The organism is Lentzea sp. NPDC037011 (assembly GCF_055607425.1).
This window is the reverse complement of record NZ_JBVJRT010000004.1, coordinates 1-20,185: the sequence shown is the minus strand read 5'-3', so window position 1 is coordinate 20,185 and position 20,185 is coordinate 1. Positions and strand designations below refer to the sequence as shown.

Genomic DNA, 20,185 nt, shown 5'->3' with positions numbered 1-20,185 from the left:
TCTGGTGTGCGGCGCGTACTAGGAGTGAGGTAGTGATCACTCAGCAGTGAAGGAGTCCTGTGATGGACACAGCCGCGTTCGAGGCCCTGAAGTTCCAGGGTGACCCCTTGGCCGATGCGGTGATCGCCGACCTGGTCGCCACGAACCGCGTCGGCGTGGTCAACGAGGTGCTGGAGCACTTCCGCGCCAACGACCAGCCCATCCCCGAGCAGCTGCCCGAGCAGGTGCGGGAGTTCCTCATCGCGACGGACAACCCGCCGGAGTGGGTGGAGGCCGACCGGGTGGCGCGGGCCTATGACTTCTTCGTCGACGACGGCGTGCACGTCGCCTCCGTGCTGACGTTCGGCGCGATGGTCAACTGCTACGCCCACGCCCGCGCGTCCCGGGCGCTCACCCTGACCCACGGCCTGAACCAGCCCCACCGGCGGCTGTCGGAGACCTCCCAGTTCGTCATGGACATGATGGGCCGTGACGCGTTCGGCTCTGGCGGGTCGTTCGTGCCCACCATCCAGAAGACGCGTCTCATCCACGCCGCCGTGCGCCACTTCCTCACCGCTTCCGGCCGCTGGGACGTCGCCGCCGACGGCGTTCCGGTGTGCCAGCAGGACATGGTCGGCGCCTTGCTCATCTTCTCCGTCCAGGTGATCGAGGGCATGCGCCGCATGGGCATTTCCGTCACCGAGCAGGAGGCGCAGGACTACTACTACGTGTGGCGTGCCGCGGGCGCCATGCTCGGGATTCCCGCCGAGGCCATGCCGGAGTCCATCGAGGACGCCCGCGAGCTGAGCGCCACACTGGTCGAGTCCGTCTACGGGCCGTCGCCGGAGGGCGTGGTGCTCACCCGGCACCTGCTCGACCTCTACGAGAAGCTGTTCCCCGGAAAGATCTTCGACGGCATCGTCGCCGCCATGATCCGCCAGGTCGTCAACCCCGAGGTCGCCGACTGGATGGAGGTGCCGAAGTCCCGCGGCTGGGCCGGCGTCGTGCGCGCGGGTACCCGCCTGGTGCGGGCGCTGGAGCGCGCCGAGGACAACAGCGCCCTGGCCACCACCATCCTCGACCGCGCCGGCGCCATCCTCCTCGGAGGTAGCGTCCGCAACCTCACCAACGGCCAGTCCACCACCCTCACCATCCCCGCGGACCTGCGTGAGCGGTGGGAAGCCGATGGCCGGTCGCCTGTGCCCACCGCGGCGGACCGGGCATGACAAGGCGCTGACCGGTAGACCCGCCACGTCGTGCGAGGGTTCGGTCGGTACAGGCTCTGGCACTCCGGCAGGTCGGGCCGCACTCTCGCCGCCGGCTCATCGTGGAGGATTGCGGTCATGGCTCATCCGGACGAGTTGGCGGCGCTGGACCTGTACTCGGTCTGGTCAACGGCGCGGGACTTGGAGGGGGTGTTCGACCCGTTCTCCTTCGAGCAGCGGATGGCCGCCTACCGGATGATGATCGACAACACCAACGCGGGCGGCCGGTTCGGCGCCGACAACCGGCACAACCCGTTGTGGGGGTTGATGTTCCAGCACCAATGGCAGTTCCGCACGGATCGGCTCGGCGCCGGCACCCGGCAGAACGGGCGGATCGACCCGGACTCGCCGTGGGGCTACGGCAACTACACGCTCAGCGTCATCCCGTGGCTGGGCGCCGCAGCCGCCGAAGTGGTGCCGGCCCTGCCGGTCGCCGACCCGCCGGCCCACTCCCGCTTCCGATACGTCACAGGCCGAACCGTCCCGGAAGAGCTCGCCCCGGCGGTGCAGGACTGGCACGCCTACTTCTCCCTCGTGAGCCGGGGTGACCTGACCGACCCCGAACCGGCACGCCTCGCCCTGTGGAAGGCGCACAAGACATCCCTGGACGTGGTGGTCGACGTGCTCGCCGGCGTCGACACCGCTCCCTGGCCCGACCTGGAGATCAGCTTCCTGCGCGGCTGGTGCCGGATGGTCGACTACCTGTGGGCAGCAGCCTGGCCCACCGACTTCACCTTCATGACCGCCCACGGCCTCGACGTGCTGCCCGAATCCCTGCTCGCCACACCCGAGGACGTGGATGCGTTGCCGCCCAAGACGCGCGGCAACGTCGTGAACATCCTCAGTCTCGCGACCACCTCGAAGTGGCGCTACAACCTCAACCTGCTGTTGTGGAAGCGAGTCATGCGCACCCGCGAAGCCCGTGACCGGGTGCTGCCCCTGCTCGACGCGGTGTTCAACCCCAAGCCGGACAACGTCGCCGAGCGCCGCGCGATGCTCGGTTACCTGCTGCGCCCCTGACCGCAGCACCAGCACGCCGGAGTCGGCGGGTGTCGGCCGTCGAAGCGCGGGTACAGGCGGGACTGGGCCCTCGCCGGATCGGATGTCGACCTGTGCCGCTCGACAAGTCGTCACGGCAGCACGCCAGCGCATCTCCCCCTCAGGCTGCCGCCAAGCTTGACGATCAAGCCAATGGCATAGGTGGTCAACCGGTGCGTGACCGCAGTGGTGGGCAGGTCGGCCGCGGCCCTCGAGAACGGGTGTCCTCAAGGGCCGCGGTTCCTGGAGGGAAGAGATCAGCCGAAGTCGACGTCACTGCACAGGAAGTACTTCTGGTCCATGTGCGAGGCCTTCCAGATCGTGACGACGACGTGGCGCCCGGTGTAGCCGGAGGTGTTCACCTCGGTCCTGTAGTCGAGCTGGCCCGGATACCTGCCGGTCTGCTTGACGAAGTCGAGGTTGTTCCAGCTGATCGTCGACGTGGCCGGGTCGAAACCCTGCTTGGTGACGTAGATCTTCAGGTAGTCGGCGCCGTGCCGGGCCACGTCCTGGACGTGGACGGTGAACGTGCTGTCGACCTTGGTCATCCGCCACGGTCCCGGGTTGTCCATCGGGCCGTACCGGCCCATCTCCGCGCGACCGGCGCTGCAGATCTGGCCGTTGGGAACGACGCGCTCGAGGTCCTCGCCCAGGTTGTTGGCGTACAGGGCGTTCCAGTTGTACATCGCGTCCGGGCTCTGGTGCCACGCGATGTGGCACATGGGGTCTTGCTCCTGCATGCCCGGAGCGTCGGGGCCGGACCAGCGGGTGGCGCAGCCGTAGTTGCGGGTCGGCGGGTCGATGACCGTGCCGTGTGCCGAGGCGCGGGTCGGCTGGAAGGTCATGAGCGAGGCGACGACGGACAGCAGCACGGCGATGTGCAGGGCTGTCCGGCGTCGGGGCGCCGAAAGGGTGACGTGCATGGGTCAGTCCTCCGTGTAGTCGATGTGTGCTGTTCCCACCGGGGCGTGTGCTGTGGCGATCACCTCCCTTGGCGTGTGCCGGTCTGCGGGCGGGCGAGCAGCTCGGACAGCGCCCACCGGCCGGGGCCCAGAACCGCGAGGAGCAGGAACGCCCAGCTGAACAGCGCGGCCGGCTCGCCGCCGTTCTCGATCGGGAACAGGCCGTGGGGCTGGTGCGCGGTGAAGTAGGCGTAGGCCATGGAGCCGGAGCACACGACCGCGGCGGCGCGGGTGACCAGCCCGAGCAGCACCAGTGCGCCGCCCACGAGCTGGATGACCGCGGCCCACCAGCTCGGCCAGTGCGCGAAGCCGGGTGTCCGGCCTCCGTGCGGTCCACCCAGCACGCCGAAGAGAGTGGCCGCGCCGTGGCAGGCGAAGAGCAGCCCCACGACGAACCTGAACAGACTCAGTGCCAGCTGCCGGTGGTCGGCCGTCAGTTCCACGGTGGTTCCCTTCTGCGGTGAGCGCCGTCGCGGGAAGGTGCGAACGGCTGGTGAGCAGGCGGCAGGGCCGCCCACGGTGGCGTCGTGCACGGTTGTCCGTGACGACGCCACCGCTCTTGCGGAGCGGGGTCGCAGGCCGCCACCGACGGCCCCGCTCACCCCTGCGCGGTTCGGGCCCGGCAGGGTGTCCTCGTTGCTTCAGGCAGGTGTGCCGGACTGCAACCACGAGCTGGCTCGCGTGCGATCACCACGAACCGGTAGGCCCTCACGCCAGCGGGTCGCACGTGCCACCTCGTCGTGGTCTATTTCCGTGCGCCGATCAAAGGTTCGGACGGTTGTGGTTGAGCCGCGGACATGAGCACCAGGCACGCGGTGATCAAGACGAGGTTCTTGACCACGAACTCGCCTTCGGTGGTGAGCAGCAACGGGTTGCCCGCCTGGAACGCCGCCTGCGGCTGGACGACCAGCACCAGGAACGTGCCGAGCAGGTGGGCCAACGCCACTCCCGCCACCCACCGCAGCCGGCGGCCGAGCCACAGGGCCGCGCCGAGCACGATCTCCGCCGATCCCAGTGAGAACAGCAGCAGGTCGCGGTCCAGCCAGGGCACGGTGCGGGCGACCAGGTCGGCGACTGGTGTCACGTCGGCGACCTTGAGCGCGCCGAACCACACGAACACCAGGCCGAGCGAGCCGCGCAGCAGCGTCACCGCGCGGGTGATCACGGCGCACCGCAGGTGCTGGTGTCGGCGGGGTCGACGCGCCATTGCCCCTCGCGGGAGCGCAGCCAGTGCTCGCCGGTGCGCTGGCCGCGCCGCCAGGAGACCCGGACGACGTCGGGCCCGTCGGCCACGACACCGAGCACCTCGTGGGGAACTCCGAGCTCGCAGTGCGCGAGCCGGTCGACGAACACGTCACGGGGATCGCGCTGTTGTGCTTCGGCGGTCCACATGTCCCAGGCCTTGGCCGGCTCGCCGCCCGAGAGCAAGCCGAGGTAGGTGGTGGCGACCCCGCGCAGCAGCGCGACGTCCTGCGCCGTCATCGCGTGGTGCTGGTGGTGGTGTGAGTGGTCGGGTCCGCCGGGCGCGCATCCGGCAGCGGCCGCGACGGTCAGGGCAAGGCAGACAAGGGTTCTCATGTGGATCCTCCCGGGGTGGCCGGGCAGCGGCCCCGCACCGTTGCGGGACCGCTCCCCCGCCTGGCGTCAGTTGCCCAGGCGCTTGGTGCCGTACTGGGAGATCCAGTCGTTGCCGCCGACGTTCATGTCCGCCAGCACCTCGACGGAGTCACGCGTCGCCTCCAGGCTCATGGAGCCCTGGTCGGAGCCGGCCAGCTCGTAGGTCCACGTCTGCCCGACCGGGATGGTGCGGTCGGCCAGCGGCACGTCGTGGAAGCCGAATCGGATGATGTAGTGCGACTCGCCGTTGCCGCGGGAAACCTCGACGTAGTCCTGCTGCGGGTGTCCGTACTGGATGGACGCCCGGTAGTGGTGGTCGACGGAGCCCGAGGGAGCGCGGAACTTTAACACCAGGCAGTCGGTGTGCACGGGCGCGTTGCCGGTGTTGGTGAAGATCAGCTTGCGGCTGCCGTAGGAGGTGCCGCCTTCGAGCTGCACCTTGACCGACAGGCCGACGTTGCTCTTGAAGGCGGTGTTGAGCGGCTCGTCCAGGACCGGGTTGCGGCTCGGTACGGCGTAGTCCGTGCCACGGCGGCACCGCTCCAGGGGTGAGCCGTCCACCGAGGAGGGACCATCCGGGTACTGCTGACCGTGGGCCACCGGTCCCGCGCTCACAGGCGAGGTGACGGCGACGACGTTCGCGCTCGCGGACAGCGAGGACACGACGAACGCCGCGGACAACGCGAGGCCGGCGGCCCCGGTTGCGGATAACGCCGTCTTGGCCGACTTCTTCATGGGTGTGCCTCCGTCAGAATCGGAAGGAAACACCCGGGGGAAATGTGTCCCGCCGGGGCCGAAACACCGTGGCGGCGGCTTCTTCAGGTTAGTTAAACGATCTTTTTGCTGTCAACATCGAATATGAAACTGCCCGATCAGTCCACTATCGATGTTCTTTTCTGAGCTTTACGAGGGAAGCGTTGTTCCAGGCACGCTCACTCGACGATCCTCCAATCAGGGACGGATCGCTTGTCGAGTGTGCGGAACAGGGCGGTGGCCACCGGACTGGTGTGCCGGCGACCACCGTGCGGATCGTCAGGTGGTGAGAGTCCATTTCTGGCTGTTCCAGGTGCCGCAGTCCCAGAGGTGCAGGCGGGCGCCGTTGGCCGTGCTCTGGCCCTCGACGTCGAGGCAGCGACCGGACTTGAGGTTCTTCAGCGTGCCGCCTGACTGGAAGGCCCACTTCTGGCTGTCCCAGGTGCCGCAGTCCCACAGGTGGGCCTTGGTGCCGTTGGCGGTGGCGCCGCCTTCGACGTCCAGGCACTTGCCGCCGGACTTCAGCTGCTGCCCCTCGACCACCCAGGCCATGGTGAGCGTGTCAGCGCAGGTCCACTGCTGGATGGCGGTGCCGTTCGCGGTGCCTCCGCCCGCGCGGTCGATGCACTGGGCGGTCGCTCCGTTGACGATCCTGCCGCCGGTGACCGGATCCGGGCCCGGGTTGTTGCCGCCGGGGCCCCAGGCGTTCCAGTTGTCCCAGGTCTCGGCGTCGAAGCCGATCCGGCCGAGCTTGTCCGCGGCCCAGTTGGAGCCGGCCTTGTCGATGACGGTGCCGCCGACGGTGTAGTTCTCCAGCTTCAGGCCGCGGCTGTCGCGCGCCTCGTTGCCCAGGGTGACCTTCTGCCCGCTGCTGTTGCTGTACCGCTTGAGCAGGCTGACCTGGGAGGAGGGGTCCAGCTGGCTCCAGGCGCCGATCTTGAGGTTCTTGATGTGGATGTTCTCGGTGCTCGACAGGGCGAAGACGCGGATCGCGCAGTTGGTCATGCCTTCGACGGTGATGTTCTCGAAGGTCATGTTCTTCACCGACGTGCCGGGGTCAGCCGTGGTGGTCGAGCCCATGTTCTCCCAGTGCGAGGACGAGTTGAGGATGCAGGTGTTGTACTTGACGTCCTTCCAGTACATCCGGTTGTGGATGACGTGGGTGTTGCTGACCCGGACGTTGTCGATGTTGCGCGGAGTCCATCCCCACTGGATGACGGGGCCGTTCTCGTTCTTCCAGATGACGGTGTTATCGATGGTGACGTCGCTGTGGTACATCTTCAGCACGTCGTCGTTGGCGTTGAAGAACGTGTTCTTCATGGTGCTGCCGCGGTAGAGCTCGATGCCGTCGGTCTGCCAGTACCAGGAGCCGACCTGCTTGTAGTTCTCGACCCGCATGCTGAAGGTCTGCTCGTCCCCGTACACGACGAACGAGTGGTACGGGGGCTCGTTGATGGTCACGCCCTGCAGGTCCAGGTGTTGCTGCCGCCCCTGCGCCGAGGCGAACTGCAGCATTTTCACGCAGGTGGAGTGGCAGTTGGACGCACCCGAGAGGTGGTCGTAGTTGTTGGCGGTGTCGGCCTCGTAGACGTACTGCTCACCGGAGAGCACGCCGTAGCCGGTCACCTTGTACAGGCCCTGGCTGTCGTCGGGGAAGCGGATGGCGCCCTTCACGTAGGCCCCCGGCGCCAGGTAGACCCACTTGACCTGCTTGGGCAGCAGCGCGTGGTACTTCGAGGTCATGTAGTAGGTGCCGGGCCGGAAGTACACGATCTCCTCGCTGATCGTGTTCAGGTTCGTGACCTGCCCCTGCGGCGGGTAGTAGGTGCTCCCCGAGGCCGCGGTGGGGATCAGCCGGTCCCGCTCCGCCCCGGCGGGTGCCGGCTCGGCGAAGATCATCATGGAGTTGCGGGGCTCGGTGTGGATGGCGCGGTTGCCGCTACCGGACTCGGTGGTGAGCTTGCCGGCGTCGGTGGCCGGCCCCGACATGTCGTTGTACGCGGTGTACAGCTGCGGATCGAACTCGACGGAGAAGCGGTGACCCGCCGTGCTGTAGGGGACCTTGATGCGCACGGTGTCGCTGTCGACGAGCTGCTTGGCGAAGTCCAGGCTGCTCGGCTTGATCTTGACCTGGTCGGCTGAGGAGATGGTCTGGCCCGTACGCAGGGAGACGTCGACCCACACGTCGGTGGCGTACTGGAAGGACGACCAGCTCATCGTCAGGTTCGCCGCCGAGGAGAACTCGGCGCCGTCTTCCTTGGTGTAGCCGATCTTGCCCTTCCCGCTGCGCGCGATGCTCATGTACGGGAACGAGTCGTACTTGGTCGCGGGCGCCACGGCGGTGGCGACCTGGACGTCGTAGAACGACGAGCGCCTGACCTTGTCACCGGCCACCGGGCTGCTGGTGTTGAACTCGTGGTTGTCGTGCCACCACGTCTTGAGCTGCTCGCTGTCGGCGGTGGAGACGGCGGCGGCCTGGGCCGGGGGCGTCCCCGTGCTCGCCCCGGTCGGCGCGACGACGCCGATCAGGGCGAGCACCAGACCGGCGGCAAATGCCACCGGTCGGCTCATTCTTGCTGCGGGCATGGCGAATTCCTCTTCTCATCGTTGGGAAGGGGCACGTCATTCCGGATTCACCGGTGACGCAGAAGCGCAGACGTCACAGAACAAGAAGTCCGGAGGTTTCAGGCGCAGTGCGCGCGAAGCGCTTCCTTTTCAGGCTAGTGGTCCCGCGTTTTCCTTGTCAATAAAAGAATTCACGCCGGACATGACTCGTCGTCCTTCAGGGAATGAGCGCAGGAAAACGTGCGCGGACCACGGCTCCATGGCGACCCGGCCATTGATGACGGATGGTTCTGCGATGTTGGACAGCACCAGGTCGGCGGCGGACCATTCGTCGTTCAGGGTGGCGGTTTGCGGTGTGCCGCTGAGGTTGGCCACGACGAGCAGGCGGTCGTCGTGGAGGGAACGTTCATAGGCGTAGAGGTGGGGCTCGTCGGCCAGGAGCATCCGGAAGTCGCCCAGGGCCACGACCGGGAGCGAGTGGCGCAGCTCGATGAGCCGGCGGTAGTGGTGGAAGACGGAGTCCGGGTCGTCGTACTGGGCTCGGGCGTTGAGCCAGGTGTGGTTGGGGTTGACCGTGATCCACGGTTCACCGGTGGTGAACCCGGCCTGGGCAGTCGGGTCCCACTGCATGGGGGTGCGGGCGTTGTCGCGCCCCATCGCGCGCAGGCCGCGCAACACCGATTCCGGTTCGCCGCCCGCGGCGACGGTCTCGGCGTAGTGGTTGAGCGACTCGACATCGCGCATCTCGTGCACGCCGGCGAACGGCGCGTTGGTCATGCCCAGCTCTTCGCCCTGGTAGATGAACGGCGTGCCGCGGTGCAGGTGCAGCACGGTCGCGAGCGCGGTGGCCGATTCGCGCCAGTACCTGTCGTCGTCGCCGAAGCGGGACACCACGCGGGGCTGGTCGTGGTTGTTCCAGTACAGGCTGTTCCAGCCGACCTCGCCCAGCGCGGTCTGCCAGCGGCCCAGCGAGGCTTTGAGGTCGCGCAGGTCCAGCGGCTTGGGGTCGAACTTCCCACCGGGGCCGTGGTCGAGGGAGACGTGCTCGAACTGGAACACCATGTCGAGCTCGCGCCGTCGCTGGTCGGTGAACAGCCGGGCGTCCTTCCAGGTGACGCCGGGCATCTCCCCCACGGTCAGCAGCTGGTTCGTCCGGCCCTCGAAGACCTCGCGGTGCATCTCCTGGAGGAACTCGTGGATGCGCGGTCCCGTGCCGTAGTGGGGGAATCCGTCCCCGCGTCCGCTGGTGCCGGTGGTGGCACCGTCGGGCAGGGCGGGGTCCTTGGAGATCAGGTTGATGACGTCCATGCGGAAGCCGTCCACGCCCCGGTCCAGCCACCAGCGCATCATCTCGTACACGGCCTGGCGGACCTCGGGGTTCTCCCAGTTGAGGTCGGGCTGCTTGGGGGCGAACAGGTGCAGGTAGTACTCGCCGGTGGTCTCGTCGAGGGTCCACGTGGGCCCGGAGAAGAACGACTCCCAGTTGGTGGGTTCGGCTCCGGGTTGCCCGGCTTCGAAACCCTCACGCGGCGGACGCCACCAGTACCAGTCACGTTTCGGGTTGTCCTGGGAAGAGCGGGACTCCACGAACCAGGGATGCTCGTCGGAGGTGTGGTTGACCACCAGGTCCATCACCAGCTTCATGTCCCGCGCGTGCACTTCGGCGAGCAGGCGGTCGAAGTCCTCCAGCGTGCCGAACGCCGGGTCGATCGCCTGGTAGTCGGAGATGTCGTAGCCGTTGTCGGCGTGCGGCGAGGCGTACACCGGGGACAGCCAGACCACGTCGACGCCGAGCCGGTGCAGGTGGTCGAGCCGGGTGATCAGGCCGGGCAGATCGCCGATGCCGTCGCCGTTGGAGTCGGCGAAGCTGCGCGGGTAGACCTGGTAGACCACGGCCGAGGTCCACCACGGTGCGGTGGCCAGGGTGGGGGTGACCGTCTGGTCGAGAGTCATGGACGTCCTTCGTGGGGTGTTCATTTGACCGCGCCGAGGTTCACTCCGCGCATGAGCGTGCGTTGGAAGAGCAGGAAGAACACCAGCGCGGGCAGGATGCCCGCCAGTGACGCGGCGGCCAGGGCGGTGGGGTCGCTGGTGTACTGGCCGCTGAGCGCGCCGAGCGCGACCGACACGGTCTGGTTGTCCGCGGAGGGCAGCAGCACCAGGGGCAGGAAGAAGTCGTTCCAGGTCCAGATGAAGAAGAACGTCATCAGCACCGCCATCGTCGGCCTGGTCAGCGGCAGCACCACGAGCCGGAGCACCTGCAGGCGGGTGGCGCCGTCGAGCCGGGCTGCTTCGAGCACCTCGGGCGGGAAGGTGCCCAGCACCGAGGACAGCATGTAGGTGCCGAACGCGCTCTGCAGCACGGCCAGGATGATGACGACGCCGGCCATCGTGTCGTAGAGCCCGAGGTCGCGGGTGAGCACGAACAGCGGGTAGACCAGGGCTTCCTGCGGGATGGTGAACGCGAGCATGAACAGCGCGAGGATCCACACCCGGCCGCGGATGCGGCCGATGCCGATGGCGAACGCGGACAGCAGGCTCAGCGTCACCGCGATCAGGGCCACGCTGCCGCTGATCACGACGCTGTTGAGCAGCTTGCGGTTGAAGTCCACACCGCCCCAGAAGTCGACCAGGGCGGAGAAGTCCAGTTCGGTGGGCAGCGAGACCGGCCCGTTGGCGATGTAGTCGGGTGCGGGTTTGAACGCGTTGATGATCGCGATCCAGAACGGGAACAGCATCAGCAGGCCGATCCCGGCGACCAGGGCGAGCACCACCCAGCCGCTGACGCCGCGCTTGCGGCGCTTGACCCGGCGGCGCACCGGTGGCGCGGGCGGGATCGTCATGGTCACGGCGGCCGGCTTTTCCAGGCTATCGACGGCCATCTTCGAACCCTTCGGAGTTGCGGGTCTGGTAGCGCAACAGCGCGACCGCGACGACCGAGATCATCAGCGCCAGCACGGATGCCACCGCGGCGCCGTAGCCGACCTTGGTGGTGGTGAAGAAGTTGGAGAACGAGAAGTAGGCGGGCACGATCGTGCTGGTGCCGGGTCCACCGCGGGTGAGCACGTAGATCGGCGCGAACACCTTGAGCGCCGCCACCGAGGTGGTGATCAGCACGACCGCGATCTCCGGGCGCAGCTGGTTGAGCGTGATGGTGCGGAACTGCTGCAGCCAGGTCGCGCCGTCGAGCTCGGCGGCCTCGTACAGCGCGGGGTCGACGCGGGAGAGCCCGGCCATGAACACCACGACCGTGTAGCCGACCTGCAACCAGACCAGCACGTTCATCACGGCGTAGAGGGCGAGGCCGGAGTCGCCGAGCCAGTTGTGCGCCAGGCCGCCGAGGCCGAGGTCGCGCAGGGTGGTGTTGATGATCCCGTACTGCGGTTGGTACATCCACTTCCACAGCACGCCCGCGACCGCGATCGGCAGGATCTGCGGCAGGTAGTAGGTGGCGCGCAGGAAGCTCGCCACCTTCGTCCCGAACTTCGGTGAGATGTAGTTGAACAGCACCGCCGCGACCAGCACGCCGATGGCGGTCGGGAGGATCGCCATGGCCACGATGAACGCCACGCTGTGCCGGAAAGACGCCCAGAACAGCGGGTCGCCCAGCAGCCGCTGGTAGTTCTCGAACCCGATGAACACCGGGTCGCCGACGCCTCGGAAGGAGGTGAGGCTGTACCAGAGGTTCATCCCGAACGGCACGGCGACGACGGCCAGGAACCCGGCCGCGCCCGGCAGGACGTACCACCAGTAGCCGCCCCGGCGTTCGGACGTTGCCTTGCGTGCCCGGCGGGGTGCGCTGATGTGCGTGGACATGGCGATCCTTTCGGCCCGGCCGGTTTCTAGGCGGCCGGCTTGCCGGCGTCGTAGGCGGCCTTGATCGCCTGGACCACCTGCTGCGGACTGGCGTCACCGCCGACGAGGTTGGTGGTGTTGGCGACCAGGACGTCGTTGAGCCCGGCCACGGGGAAGTCCGGGTACAGGGCCAGCCCGCCGTCGTCGCCGGAGAGCAGCTCGGTGAACCGGTCGCCGACCAGCAGACCCATCGCCGAGCTCGCCGCCCCCGGCTCGGCGGCGACCGGCACGCCACCCTTGTCGGCCAGCAGGTTCTGCACCTCGGGCCGCTGCGTGATCTGCAGGAAGTCGTAAGCGAGGTCCTTGTTCTTCGCCTTCGCGGGCACGACCCACAGGTTCCCCCCGGAGCCGGGGTGCAGCTTGTTGCCCGGGAACAGGAACTGGCCGGTCTTGAACTTGGGCTGCTCGGCGATCTGCCCGGCCCACCAGGTGCCGGAGACGAACATGGGGTACTGGCCGGCGATGAACGCGTTGCCCGCGTCCTGCGCGGGGATGCCGGTGGAGTCGGTGCTGATGTACTTCTTGTCCACCCACTGGCGCATGGTGGTGGCGGCCTTCTCCCAGGCCGACCAGTCGACCTCACCCTTGAACCGCTGGTAGGCAGCCAGGGACTGCTCGTTCATGTGCGAGAGCGCGAGCGAGTACAGCAGGTGCGGGCCGGGGTAGTCGGCCGAGCCGAGCGCGAGCGGCGTGACGCCCTTGTCGGCGAAGGTCTTCAGCGCCTTCTCGAACTCGGCCATGTTCGTCGGCACCTGCACGTCGTGCTGGGCGAACAGGTCCTGGTTGTACCAGACGCCGACGTACTCGCCGTAGTTCGTGATGCCGTAGCGCTTGCCCGAGCCCATCAACCCGTTGTCGTCGTAGAGGCCGACGTCCTGGGCGGAGTTGTCCAGCTTCCAGCCCCGGGTCTGGGAGACCTCGGTCAGGTCGGTGAGCAGGCCTGCCTTGGCCACAACACCGGCGGTGGCGTTGCCCTTGAGGTACTCCAGCACGTCGGGGGTGTCGTTCGAGTCGAGGATGAGCTGCCCGGACTGCTGCATCTGCTCGTAGGTCTTGAGCTCCTGCTTGACGGTGACGCCGGGGTGCTCCCTCTCGAAGATCGAGACGGCCTGCTTCCAGGCCATCGACAGCGCGCTGTCGTCGGTCTCCCACCACCACACCTTGAGCGTGCTCGGGTCACCGGAGTCACCCCCGCTCGAACACCCGGTCATCACCAGCGCCAAGGCGGTGGCCACTGCGGTGACCAGCCTCAAGGGGTGCTTGCGCATCTCGATCCTCCAGAGTCGCGACGGCGGCGTCGCCTACCGGGGTTTTCTTTGTCGCAACATTAAGGGCGACCTGACTGTAACCCGTCAACCCGCAGCTAGTCACGTTTTTGTCACGCAGGAGGTCTTGTCAGAGAGTTTTGCGGCGATACTATTGCGGCTCGGTTACCCCCGACCCCCGACGAGGAGCGCACGGTGCTCGACGCCGCATCGCCCTGGGCACCCCTGTTGCCCTCCGCCCGCCGCGTGACGCTGGAGGTGCTGCTCCACGGCCCACTGGCCCGCTCGGAGCTGGCGGACCGGCTGGGCCTGTCGACGGCGAGCCTGACGCGGCTGACCAAGCCGTTGATGGACGTCGGCCTGCTGCGCGAGGTGGAGACACCGAACCTGCGCGGCGGCGGACGACCGCTGCAACCCCTCGACGTCGACCCGGACGTGCAGCGGTTCATCGGCATCAAGCTCGCGGGCTTCCGCGCCTACGGCGTGCTGACGAACCTGCGCGCGGACATCCTCGACAGCGCCGCCGTCGAGATCACCGACCACAGCCCGGAAGCGGTCGTGGCCAAGATCGCCGAGCTGGTCGCCGCACTGGACAACCCGGCACGCCCGGTCACCGCGATCGGCATCGGCATCGGTGCCGTCGTCCGCGACTTCACCCACGTGCAGCGGGCGGTGTTCCTGCACTGGGGTGAGGTCGACCTCGGCGCGGCGGTCGCCGCGGCCACCGGCAGGCCGACCGTGGTGTCCAACGACCTGGACGCCCTGCTGGAGGCCGAACACTGGTTCGGCGACGGCAAGGACGTGCGGAGCTTCGCCGTGCTCACCATCGGCGCCGGTGTCGGTGGCGGGCTCGTGATCCACGACCACCTCGTCAGCGGCCCGGACTCCGGGCTGGGCCTGCTCGGGCACTTCCCCGTCGACCCGCTCGGCCCGTCCTGCCCGGAAGGGCACCGCGGCTGCGTGAAGGCCCTGCTCACCACGGACGCCATCCGGTCGCAGGCCGCCCTGACCCTGGGCCGGCCCGTCACCTACGACGAGGTCCTCGACCTCGCCGAAGCCGGCAACCCGGTCGCCGACCAGATCGTCGGCCGAGCCGCGCACGCCTTCGGCACGCTGATCGCGGCCGTCGCCAACATCGCCCAGCCCGAGCGGGTCATCCTCACCGGCGAGGGCATCCGCCTCGCCCAGGTCGCCGAGTCGCGCGTGCGCGCGGGCATCGCCCAAGCCCGCCACGCCGAAGCCTCACCGATCGACCTGCGGTTCATCAACGACGACCCGACGCTCTGGGCCCGCGGCGCCGCCGCCGTGGCCATCCAGCGCACCGTGCTCGCCACCCCGTCCCAGCGAACCCCCTGACCGCGGCAGCGGCAGCCGCGGCGGTCGTTTCCAAGGCTTGGTGGCCCCTCACATCATCCCACCGGCGTGCGATGCGCTCTGGCAGGTGAACCGGTCCGAAGCCGGCTTACCGCCCGTGGCGGCGCCGGTGTCTCCAGAAGGATTCCGGGACACGAAGGCATGGCCGGTCCGATGCCGTATTGGATTCGACGGTGGCGGTTGCTTGCATCAGATCGAGGTCCGATTCGGATGGAGGCGTGTTCGACGATGGTGAACGCGAAGCAGGACAACGCACATGATCGGCAGCACAACAGGAAGTTGTTGGTCAGCGTGTTCGATCCGCAGGAGGCGCGGGAGGCGGTGCTGGGTGGTGCGCGGATCGTGGACAGCGAGGATCCGCGCAGCGCGCTGGGCAACATCAAGCCGCAGGCCATCATGGACATCTCCGACGCGGTGCTGAACTACACGCGTGATCAGGAGGTGCAGCTGAGCACCAACATCGGCGAGGACCAGCTGCTGTTCCGGCGCACCGACAGCGGGCACGCGGTGGAGAAGTCGCCGTACGAGATCGCGGGCAAGGCGTCCCAGGCGGCGCTGGGGGTGGCGGTGTCGATGGGCACCAGGGTGCACCCGTGCAACATCATCAAGGTGGGCCTGGACGGGATGCACCTGCCGGTCCTCAAGGACGTGCTGACCGAGGTGGTGCGCACGCTCAACCGCACCGAGCAGTTCAGCCACAGCCAGGTGATGTCGGTGCTGTTCGCACAGGACCTGGTGCTGTGGCGGGAACGTCGGGACAACCCGCTGGTGGTGCGCGAACTGGTGGCACTGCGGGAGTTCTCCCCCGTCACGGCGGACTCACCGGTCGAGGGCACGATCGACCTGCTGGACTACCACCAGTACCTGACCGGTCCCGACGGCGGGCCGCTGTTCCCGCAGCGGCCCGACCTGGAGCAGCTGATCGAGGCCGGTGTGCTGCCGGAGTGGTCGGACACCACCAGGGTGAAGATCAACGAGCCGTTCCCGCACTCGGAGTTCGGCATCACCCCGGCCGAGCGGACCGACCGGGAAGCGATCAAGAACATGGTCGACGCGACCGCGGACGCCGGGGCCGACGGCATCATGCTCGACACCAGCATCCTGTTCAAGGTGGCCAGGGTCGGCCTGGTCGACACCACCGAGCCCACCGGGGCAGACGTTTCCTCCATTGTGGACTTCAACCGGTACGACGTCACCGGCACCGGGCCGGAGGCCTTGGTGCGCAAGGGCATCCTGCCGTTGGAGGACATCAGGTTCTTCGTCGACTACTGCCACTACCGCGGGGTCGAGGCCAACCTGGCCGGGTCGTTGCAGAGCCACCAGGCTCAGCAGCTGTGGCGACTGGTGCCCGAGATCGACCAGGTGTCCACGCGCGGCGGCGGGTCGGCGATCCTGCTCGACCCCTCCCAGCCGCCCGCCGAGGACGATCCGGTGGCCTCGCGACGCGACCAGGTGATGATGCGCCAACTCGTGCGCGGTCTGGTTCCCCCCGAGCAGGGCGGCTACGTGTGCCTGCCGGAGAAGATGCGGTCGGTCGACGGTGTGGACGAGGCCGTGGCCCGGCTGCGGCAGAACTTCCCCGACATCACGTCGGTGTTCTGGGCCGACCCCTACGGCCGGTTGACGCCGGTGCAGCCGCGGATCCCCGGAAGCGGCACCCTGACCGCGGTGCTGCGCCAGGCCGACCTCGGTGACGGCGAGCGTCCTGTCGAGGAGGTGGCGGCGCCGTGACCGGCACCACGACCCCCGCGTCGCTGCTGCGTGCCCAGGACGGCACCGCGGAGCCCGAGACCGAGACCGGGTATCCGGTGCCGGAGCGGCCGATCATGAAGTTCACCTGGCACACCGGCGCGTGGTTCGACGTGTTCGAGCTGCACACCGCGTTGATCAAGTCCGACCTGGCGCGCGCCCAGGCCGAGGGCCGCGTGGTGGTCTACCTCAGCTGCCCGATCAGCTCCCGCGGCGGCGGGTACTTCGCCACCAACGTCGACATCGCCAACCACACCGCCCGCAGGCTCACCGAGCAGTGGGGCGAACGGTTCTTCTTCCTCAACCCGGCCGCCTACCAGCTGGAGTCCCGCCAGGGCACAGGTCTGATCACCCGCCACATCGCGGCCCTGCAGGACAAGTACCCCGGCCTGACCCTGGAACAACTGCTGGCCCAGACCCATCCGACGGGCGGGGACTACATGCGCATGTGGTCCCGTGTGCTGATCGAGGACGACTACCTGGCCGACTCGGCCCGCAGGGACCTCAAGCTCGGCGGCGCGTTCGACGCCTACTACTTCCTCGGTCCCACCGACGCGCGGGAGTTCTTCTCGTTGCGCAGCGGCGGTGAATCGCTCACTGACCGGATGGAGGGCTACTTCGCCCGCCGCTACGCCACCGATCCGCAGTTCTACCTCGACTTCGCCACCGTCGACGACGGCACAGGCGGGCGCCGCCCGCTGGATCCGAGCGAGCCCCAGGACGCGATGGTCTACGAGGCGCGGCGCCGGAGGTTCCTGGTCTACTACGGCACTCGGGTGAGCACCGCGTTCAGCCTGGGCGCCCACGACGAGTGGAACATCCACCACCGCCTCAACCAGGCCCGCCGCGGTGACCCCGCCTACGGTGTCGGTGAGGAGATGGCCGGGTTCTTCGACGGCCGCCCGTTCAGCCTCGCCGAGACCGAACAGCAGACCCTGCCCGGTTACGAGGTCCTCGACGCCACCGCGCGGGCGCGGGCGATGCTGGACGGCGCGACTGCGCCCGTGCGGGCGCGCGCAGAGGTGGCGTGGCCGTACGGCACGCTGCCGGAGTTGGTGCTGCCGCGCGAGCCGCTCGAGTCCACCGCTCAGGCGACACGGTGAGAACGCCGGCGCTCGTTCTCGGCGCGGTTGTGGTGCTGCTGTGCCCGGCCCCGGCCTCGGCCTTCGTCGGGGCTTCGGCAGGTCCGCTGCGGGCACCGGTGGTGGACGTGCACGACGTGCAGGGCGGCGGGCACCGGTCGCCGCTGACAGGACAGCGGGTGACCGTCAGGCGGGGCGTGGTCGTGGCCGGCGACGCCCGACGCGGGCTGTTCTGGCTGCACTCGCTCACCCCCGACGCCGATCCGGCCACCTCCGAGGCGGTCCAGGTCGCCGTCGACACACCCGTCCCGCGTGCCGGTGACCTGGTGCGGGTCTCCGGCGTCGTGCAGGAGCACCGCGACGGCGGCGACATCCCCGCCAACGCGAACCTGTCGGTGACTCGCATCGGCGGTCCGGCAGCGGTGGTCGTGGTGGGCCGTCACCCGGTGCCCGCACCCGTCCTGCTGGGCGGGTCCGGCCGGGTTCCCCCGCGGGAGGTGGTCAAGGACGACGTGGTCGGCGACGTCGAGCACAGCGCCGCGTTCGACCCCGACACCCAGGGCTTGGACTTCTACGAGTCGCTGGAGGGCATGCCCGTGCGGGTGGACGAGCCGGTCGCGGTGTCCCCGGCACTGGAGTTCTCCGGTGGCAGGCGGGTCACCGTCGTGGCCGACGACGGCGTGGACGCCTCGGTCCTGGCCGATCGAGGCGCGCTGCCCGTGCGGGAGCACGACCCCAACCCGGAACGGCTCGGCCTGGTCTCCGGGCCCGTGTCCGACGCCATCCCCGCGGGCATCGACGTCGGCGACCGGCTCTCCCGGGCCTGCGGTGTCCTGGACTACCGTTACGGCGCCTACGAGATCGTGGCCACGTGCTCTTCGACCCGCCACCCAGCGGGCCTGGCCCGGGAGACCGCGCGGCCCGCGGCGGCCGACGAGCTGACGATCGCGACGTTCAACGTCGAGAACCTTTCGGTGGTGTCGCCGCCCGAGAAGTTCGCCGAGCTCGCGCGCACCATCACGACCCACCTCGCCTCGCCCGCGGTGGTCGTCGTCGAGGAGGTCCAGGACGACGACGGGCCGGCCGACACCGGCGTCACCACCGCCGGGCGCACCTGGCAAAACCTCGTGGACGCGATCACCGCCGCCGGCGGCCCGCGCTACGCCTTCCGGCAGATCGACCCGCTCGACCACGCCGACGGCGGCGTGCCGGGTGGCAACATCCGGGTCGGGTTCCTCTTCCGCACCGACATCGGGCTGTCCTTCGTCGACCGCCCCGGCGGCACCGCGACCACACCGGTCCAGGTCGCGCCGGACGGCACGCTCACCGTCAGCCCCGGCCGCATCCAGCCCGAGCACCCCGCCTTCACCGACACCCGCAAGTCGCTGGCCGGGGAGTTCACCTTCCGCGGCACCCGCTTGGTCATCGTGGCCAACCACCTGAGCTCCCAGCGCGGCGACGACCCCACCTTCGGCCGCTTCCAGCCGCCCCGCACACCCAGCCGCGTCCCACGCGGCGAGCAGACCGCACTGCTGGGCGAGTTCGCCCGCCGGCTGCTGGACGGCAACCCGAACGCACGACTGGTGCTCGCGGGCGACTTCAACGACACCGAGTTCTCGCCACCGCTACGGGCGCTGCAGGACCTCGGTCTGACCGACCTGCCCGCCACCCTGCGCGAAGCGGAGCGCTACACCTACATCCACCAGGGCAACGCCCAGGTCCTCGACCACGTCCTGCTCAGCCCGAGCCTGGTCGCGGGCGGCTACGACTACGACATCGTCCACGTCAACGCCGAGTTCGCCGACCAGGTCAGCGACCACGACCCCCAGTTGGTCCGGCTCACGTTCCCGTGACCACGAGTCCCCACCGGTTGCGCCCGAGAGACGCCAGCGTCCCAAAACTTCGGAGGACTGAACCGATGGCCGACGAACTCGTCCTGCCCACCACCGGCACCCGCGTGCCGCCACTGCCCCGCGCCGGCATGAACGCCGAGGTGGAAGCGGCCTACGAGCTGAGCATCGCCACCTGGGGCATCCCCAGCAACCTGTTCCGCACCATGGCCCACCACCCCGCGCTGGCCATCACCGAGGTCCCGTACGCCAACTCGGTCATCTTCGACGCCGGCGTGCTCACCGAGATCCCCAACCCCGACACCGCACAGGGCGGCACCGTCCGCTACCCGACCTCGGGCTTCCTCGACCGGGTCACCAAGGAACTGGTCATCAACGTCGTCAGCCTGCTCAACCGCAGCCGCTACTCCATGACCCACCACACCGTCATCGGCTACAACACCCTGTCCGAACTTCTCCCCCACCCCGACCCCGACACCCGCGCCGAGCAGGCCGAGGCAATGCTGCTGCACCTGGTCGACGACCACGGCAACCCCACCTTCGACCGCCCCGGCGCTCCGCCCTACACCGACCTGCACCTGGCCTGCCTGCGACTGGCCGCCGCCACCCGGGCCGACCCCCACGCCATCACCGACGACCAGGTCCGCGACACCCACCGCGTCCTGCTCGACCACGCCCCCGCCGCCATCACCACCCACGGCCTCGACCAGTACCCCGGCACCGGTACCCCCGCCTACCACAACGCCTACGCCACCGGCATGCTCGTCGAGCTGACCTGGCTCACCGTTCACTTCAGCGGCCTGCTCAACGTCTGGTTCACCGTCCTGCACA

General features: G+C 68.7%; 17 protein-coding genes. 7 read left to right on the top strand and 10 right to left on the bottom strand.

Annotated features, from left to right (window positions below; genetic code table 11):
- Nucleotides 1–62 precede the first annotated feature (62 nt).
- Together ACZ7CH_RS12070 and ACZ7CH_RS12065 are read left to right on the top strand one after the other, a co-directional pair.
- Nucleotides 63–1,205, top strand: coding sequence for an oxygenase MpaB family protein (locus ACZ7CH_RS12070; RefSeq protein WP_470373851.1), 1,143 nt, complete (start codon nucleotides 63–65; stop codon nucleotides 1,203–1,205).
- Nucleotides 1,206–1,322: 117 nt separating this feature from the next.
- On the top strand, nucleotides 1,323–2,264 hold the full coding sequence (locus tag ACZ7CH_RS12065; RefSeq protein ID WP_470373850.1) for a Leg1-related protein: 942 nt from the start codon (nucleotides 1,323–1,325) through the stop codon (nucleotides 2,262–2,264).
- A gap of 275 nt (nucleotides 2,265–2,539) precedes the next feature.
- Here the strand turns inward: ACZ7CH_RS12065 and ACZ7CH_RS12060 are convergent, their stop codons facing one another.
- The 10 genes from ACZ7CH_RS12060 to ACZ7CH_RS12015 all read right to left on the bottom strand — a co-directional run bounded on the left by ACZ7CH_RS12060 (nucleotide 2,540) and on the right by ACZ7CH_RS12015 (nucleotide 13,302).
- Nucleotides 2,540–3,205 carry a lytic polysaccharide monooxygenase gene (locus ACZ7CH_RS12060; RefSeq protein WP_360401976.1) on the bottom strand — a complete coding sequence of 222 codons (666 nt, stop codon included), beginning with the start codon at nucleotides 3,203–3,205 and terminating at the stop codon, nucleotides 2,540–2,542.
- A gap of 59 nt (nucleotides 3,206–3,264) precedes the next feature.
- Nucleotides 3,265–3,687 carry a DoxX family protein gene (locus ACZ7CH_RS12055; protein WP_470373849.1) on the bottom strand — a complete coding sequence of 141 codons (423 nt, stop codon included), beginning with the start codon at nucleotides 3,685–3,687 and terminating at the stop codon, nucleotides 3,265–3,267.
- A 302-nt stretch (nucleotides 3,688–3,989) separates the two neighbouring features.
- The gene (locus ACZ7CH_RS12050; RefSeq protein WP_360401970.1) at nucleotides 3,990–4,409 is read right to left on the bottom strand and encodes a DoxX family membrane protein; all 420 of its coding nucleotides are present in this window, start codon (nucleotides 4,407–4,409) and stop codon (nucleotides 3,990–3,992) included.
- Complete coding sequence (locus tag ACZ7CH_RS12045) at nucleotides 4,406–4,822, bottom strand: hypothetical protein (protein ID WP_470373848.1); 417 nt, start codon at nucleotides 4,820–4,822, stop codon at nucleotides 4,406–4,408. Before ACZ7CH_RS12045 ends, ACZ7CH_RS12050 begins: the two co-directional genes overlap by 4 nt.
- 66 nt (nucleotides 4,823–4,888) lie before the next feature.
- Nucleotides 4,889–5,596 (bottom strand): hypothetical protein, encoded by a 708-nt coding sequence (locus ACZ7CH_RS12040; RefSeq protein ID WP_470373847.1) that lies wholly within the window; start codon nucleotides 5,594–5,596, stop codon nucleotides 4,889–4,891.
- Nucleotides 5,597–5,893: 297 nt separating this feature from the next.
- On the bottom strand, nucleotides 5,894–8,200 hold the full coding sequence (locus ACZ7CH_RS12035; RefSeq protein WP_470373846.1) for a family 49 glycosyl hydrolase: 2,307 nt from the start codon (nucleotides 8,198–8,200) through the stop codon (nucleotides 5,894–5,896).
- Nucleotides 8,201–8,329: 129 nt separating this feature from the next.
- Complete coding sequence (locus ACZ7CH_RS12030; RefSeq protein WP_470373845.1) at nucleotides 8,330–10,132, bottom strand: glycoside hydrolase family 13 protein; 1,803 nt, start codon at nucleotides 10,130–10,132, stop codon at nucleotides 8,330–8,332.
- A gap of 20 nt (nucleotides 10,133–10,152) precedes the next feature.
- The gene (locus ACZ7CH_RS12025; RefSeq protein WP_360401955.1) at nucleotides 10,153–11,061 is read right to left on the bottom strand and encodes a carbohydrate ABC transporter permease; all 909 of its coding nucleotides are present in this window, start codon (nucleotides 11,059–11,061) and stop codon (nucleotides 10,153–10,155) included.
- On the bottom strand, nucleotides 11,048–11,995 hold the full coding sequence (locus tag ACZ7CH_RS12020; protein WP_360401952.1) for a carbohydrate ABC transporter permease: 948 nt from the start codon (nucleotides 11,993–11,995) through the stop codon (nucleotides 11,048–11,050). The genes ACZ7CH_RS12025 and ACZ7CH_RS12020 overlap by 14 nt, the downstream gene beginning before the upstream one ends.
- A 26-nt stretch (nucleotides 11,996–12,021) precedes the next feature.
- Nucleotides 12,022–13,302 carry an ABC transporter substrate-binding protein gene (locus tag ACZ7CH_RS12015; RefSeq protein WP_360401949.1) on the bottom strand — a complete coding sequence of 427 codons (1,281 nt, stop codon included), beginning with the start codon at nucleotides 13,300–13,302 and terminating at the stop codon, nucleotides 12,022–12,024.
- 192 nt (nucleotides 13,303–13,494) lie between these two features.
- Between ACZ7CH_RS12015 and ACZ7CH_RS12010 the strand changes: the two genes are divergently transcribed.
- The 5 genes from ACZ7CH_RS12010 to ACZ7CH_RS11990 form a co-directional block, all read left to right on the top strand.
- Entirely contained in the window at nucleotides 13,495–14,655 is a 1,161-nt protein-coding gene (locus tag ACZ7CH_RS12010; protein ID WP_458432147.1) for an ROK family protein, read from the top strand.
- Nucleotides 14,656–14,964: 309 nt separating this feature from the next.
- Nucleotides 14,965–16,404 carry a (5-formylfuran-3-yl)methyl phosphate synthase gene (locus tag ACZ7CH_RS12005; RefSeq protein ID WP_458432146.1) on the top strand — a complete coding sequence of 480 codons (1,440 nt, stop codon included), beginning with the start codon at nucleotides 14,965–14,967 and terminating at the stop codon, nucleotides 16,402–16,404.
- On the top strand, nucleotides 16,401–17,525 hold the full coding sequence (locus ACZ7CH_RS12000; protein ID WP_470373844.1) for a hypothetical protein: 1,125 nt from the start codon (nucleotides 16,401–16,403) through the stop codon (nucleotides 17,523–17,525). The genes ACZ7CH_RS12005 and ACZ7CH_RS12000 overlap by 4 nt, the downstream gene beginning before the upstream one ends.
- Complete coding sequence (locus ACZ7CH_RS11995) at nucleotides 17,522–19,357, top strand: endonuclease/exonuclease/phosphatase family protein (protein ID WP_470373843.1); 1,836 nt, start codon at nucleotides 17,522–17,524, stop codon at nucleotides 19,355–19,357. Before ACZ7CH_RS12000 ends, ACZ7CH_RS11995 begins: the two co-directional genes overlap by 4 nt.
- Before the next feature lie 65 nt (nucleotides 19,358–19,422).
- Nucleotides 19,423–20,185: carboxymuconolactone decarboxylase family protein (locus tag ACZ7CH_RS11990; protein WP_470373842.1), on the top strand; the 763-nt coding region annotated here is incomplete at its 3' end.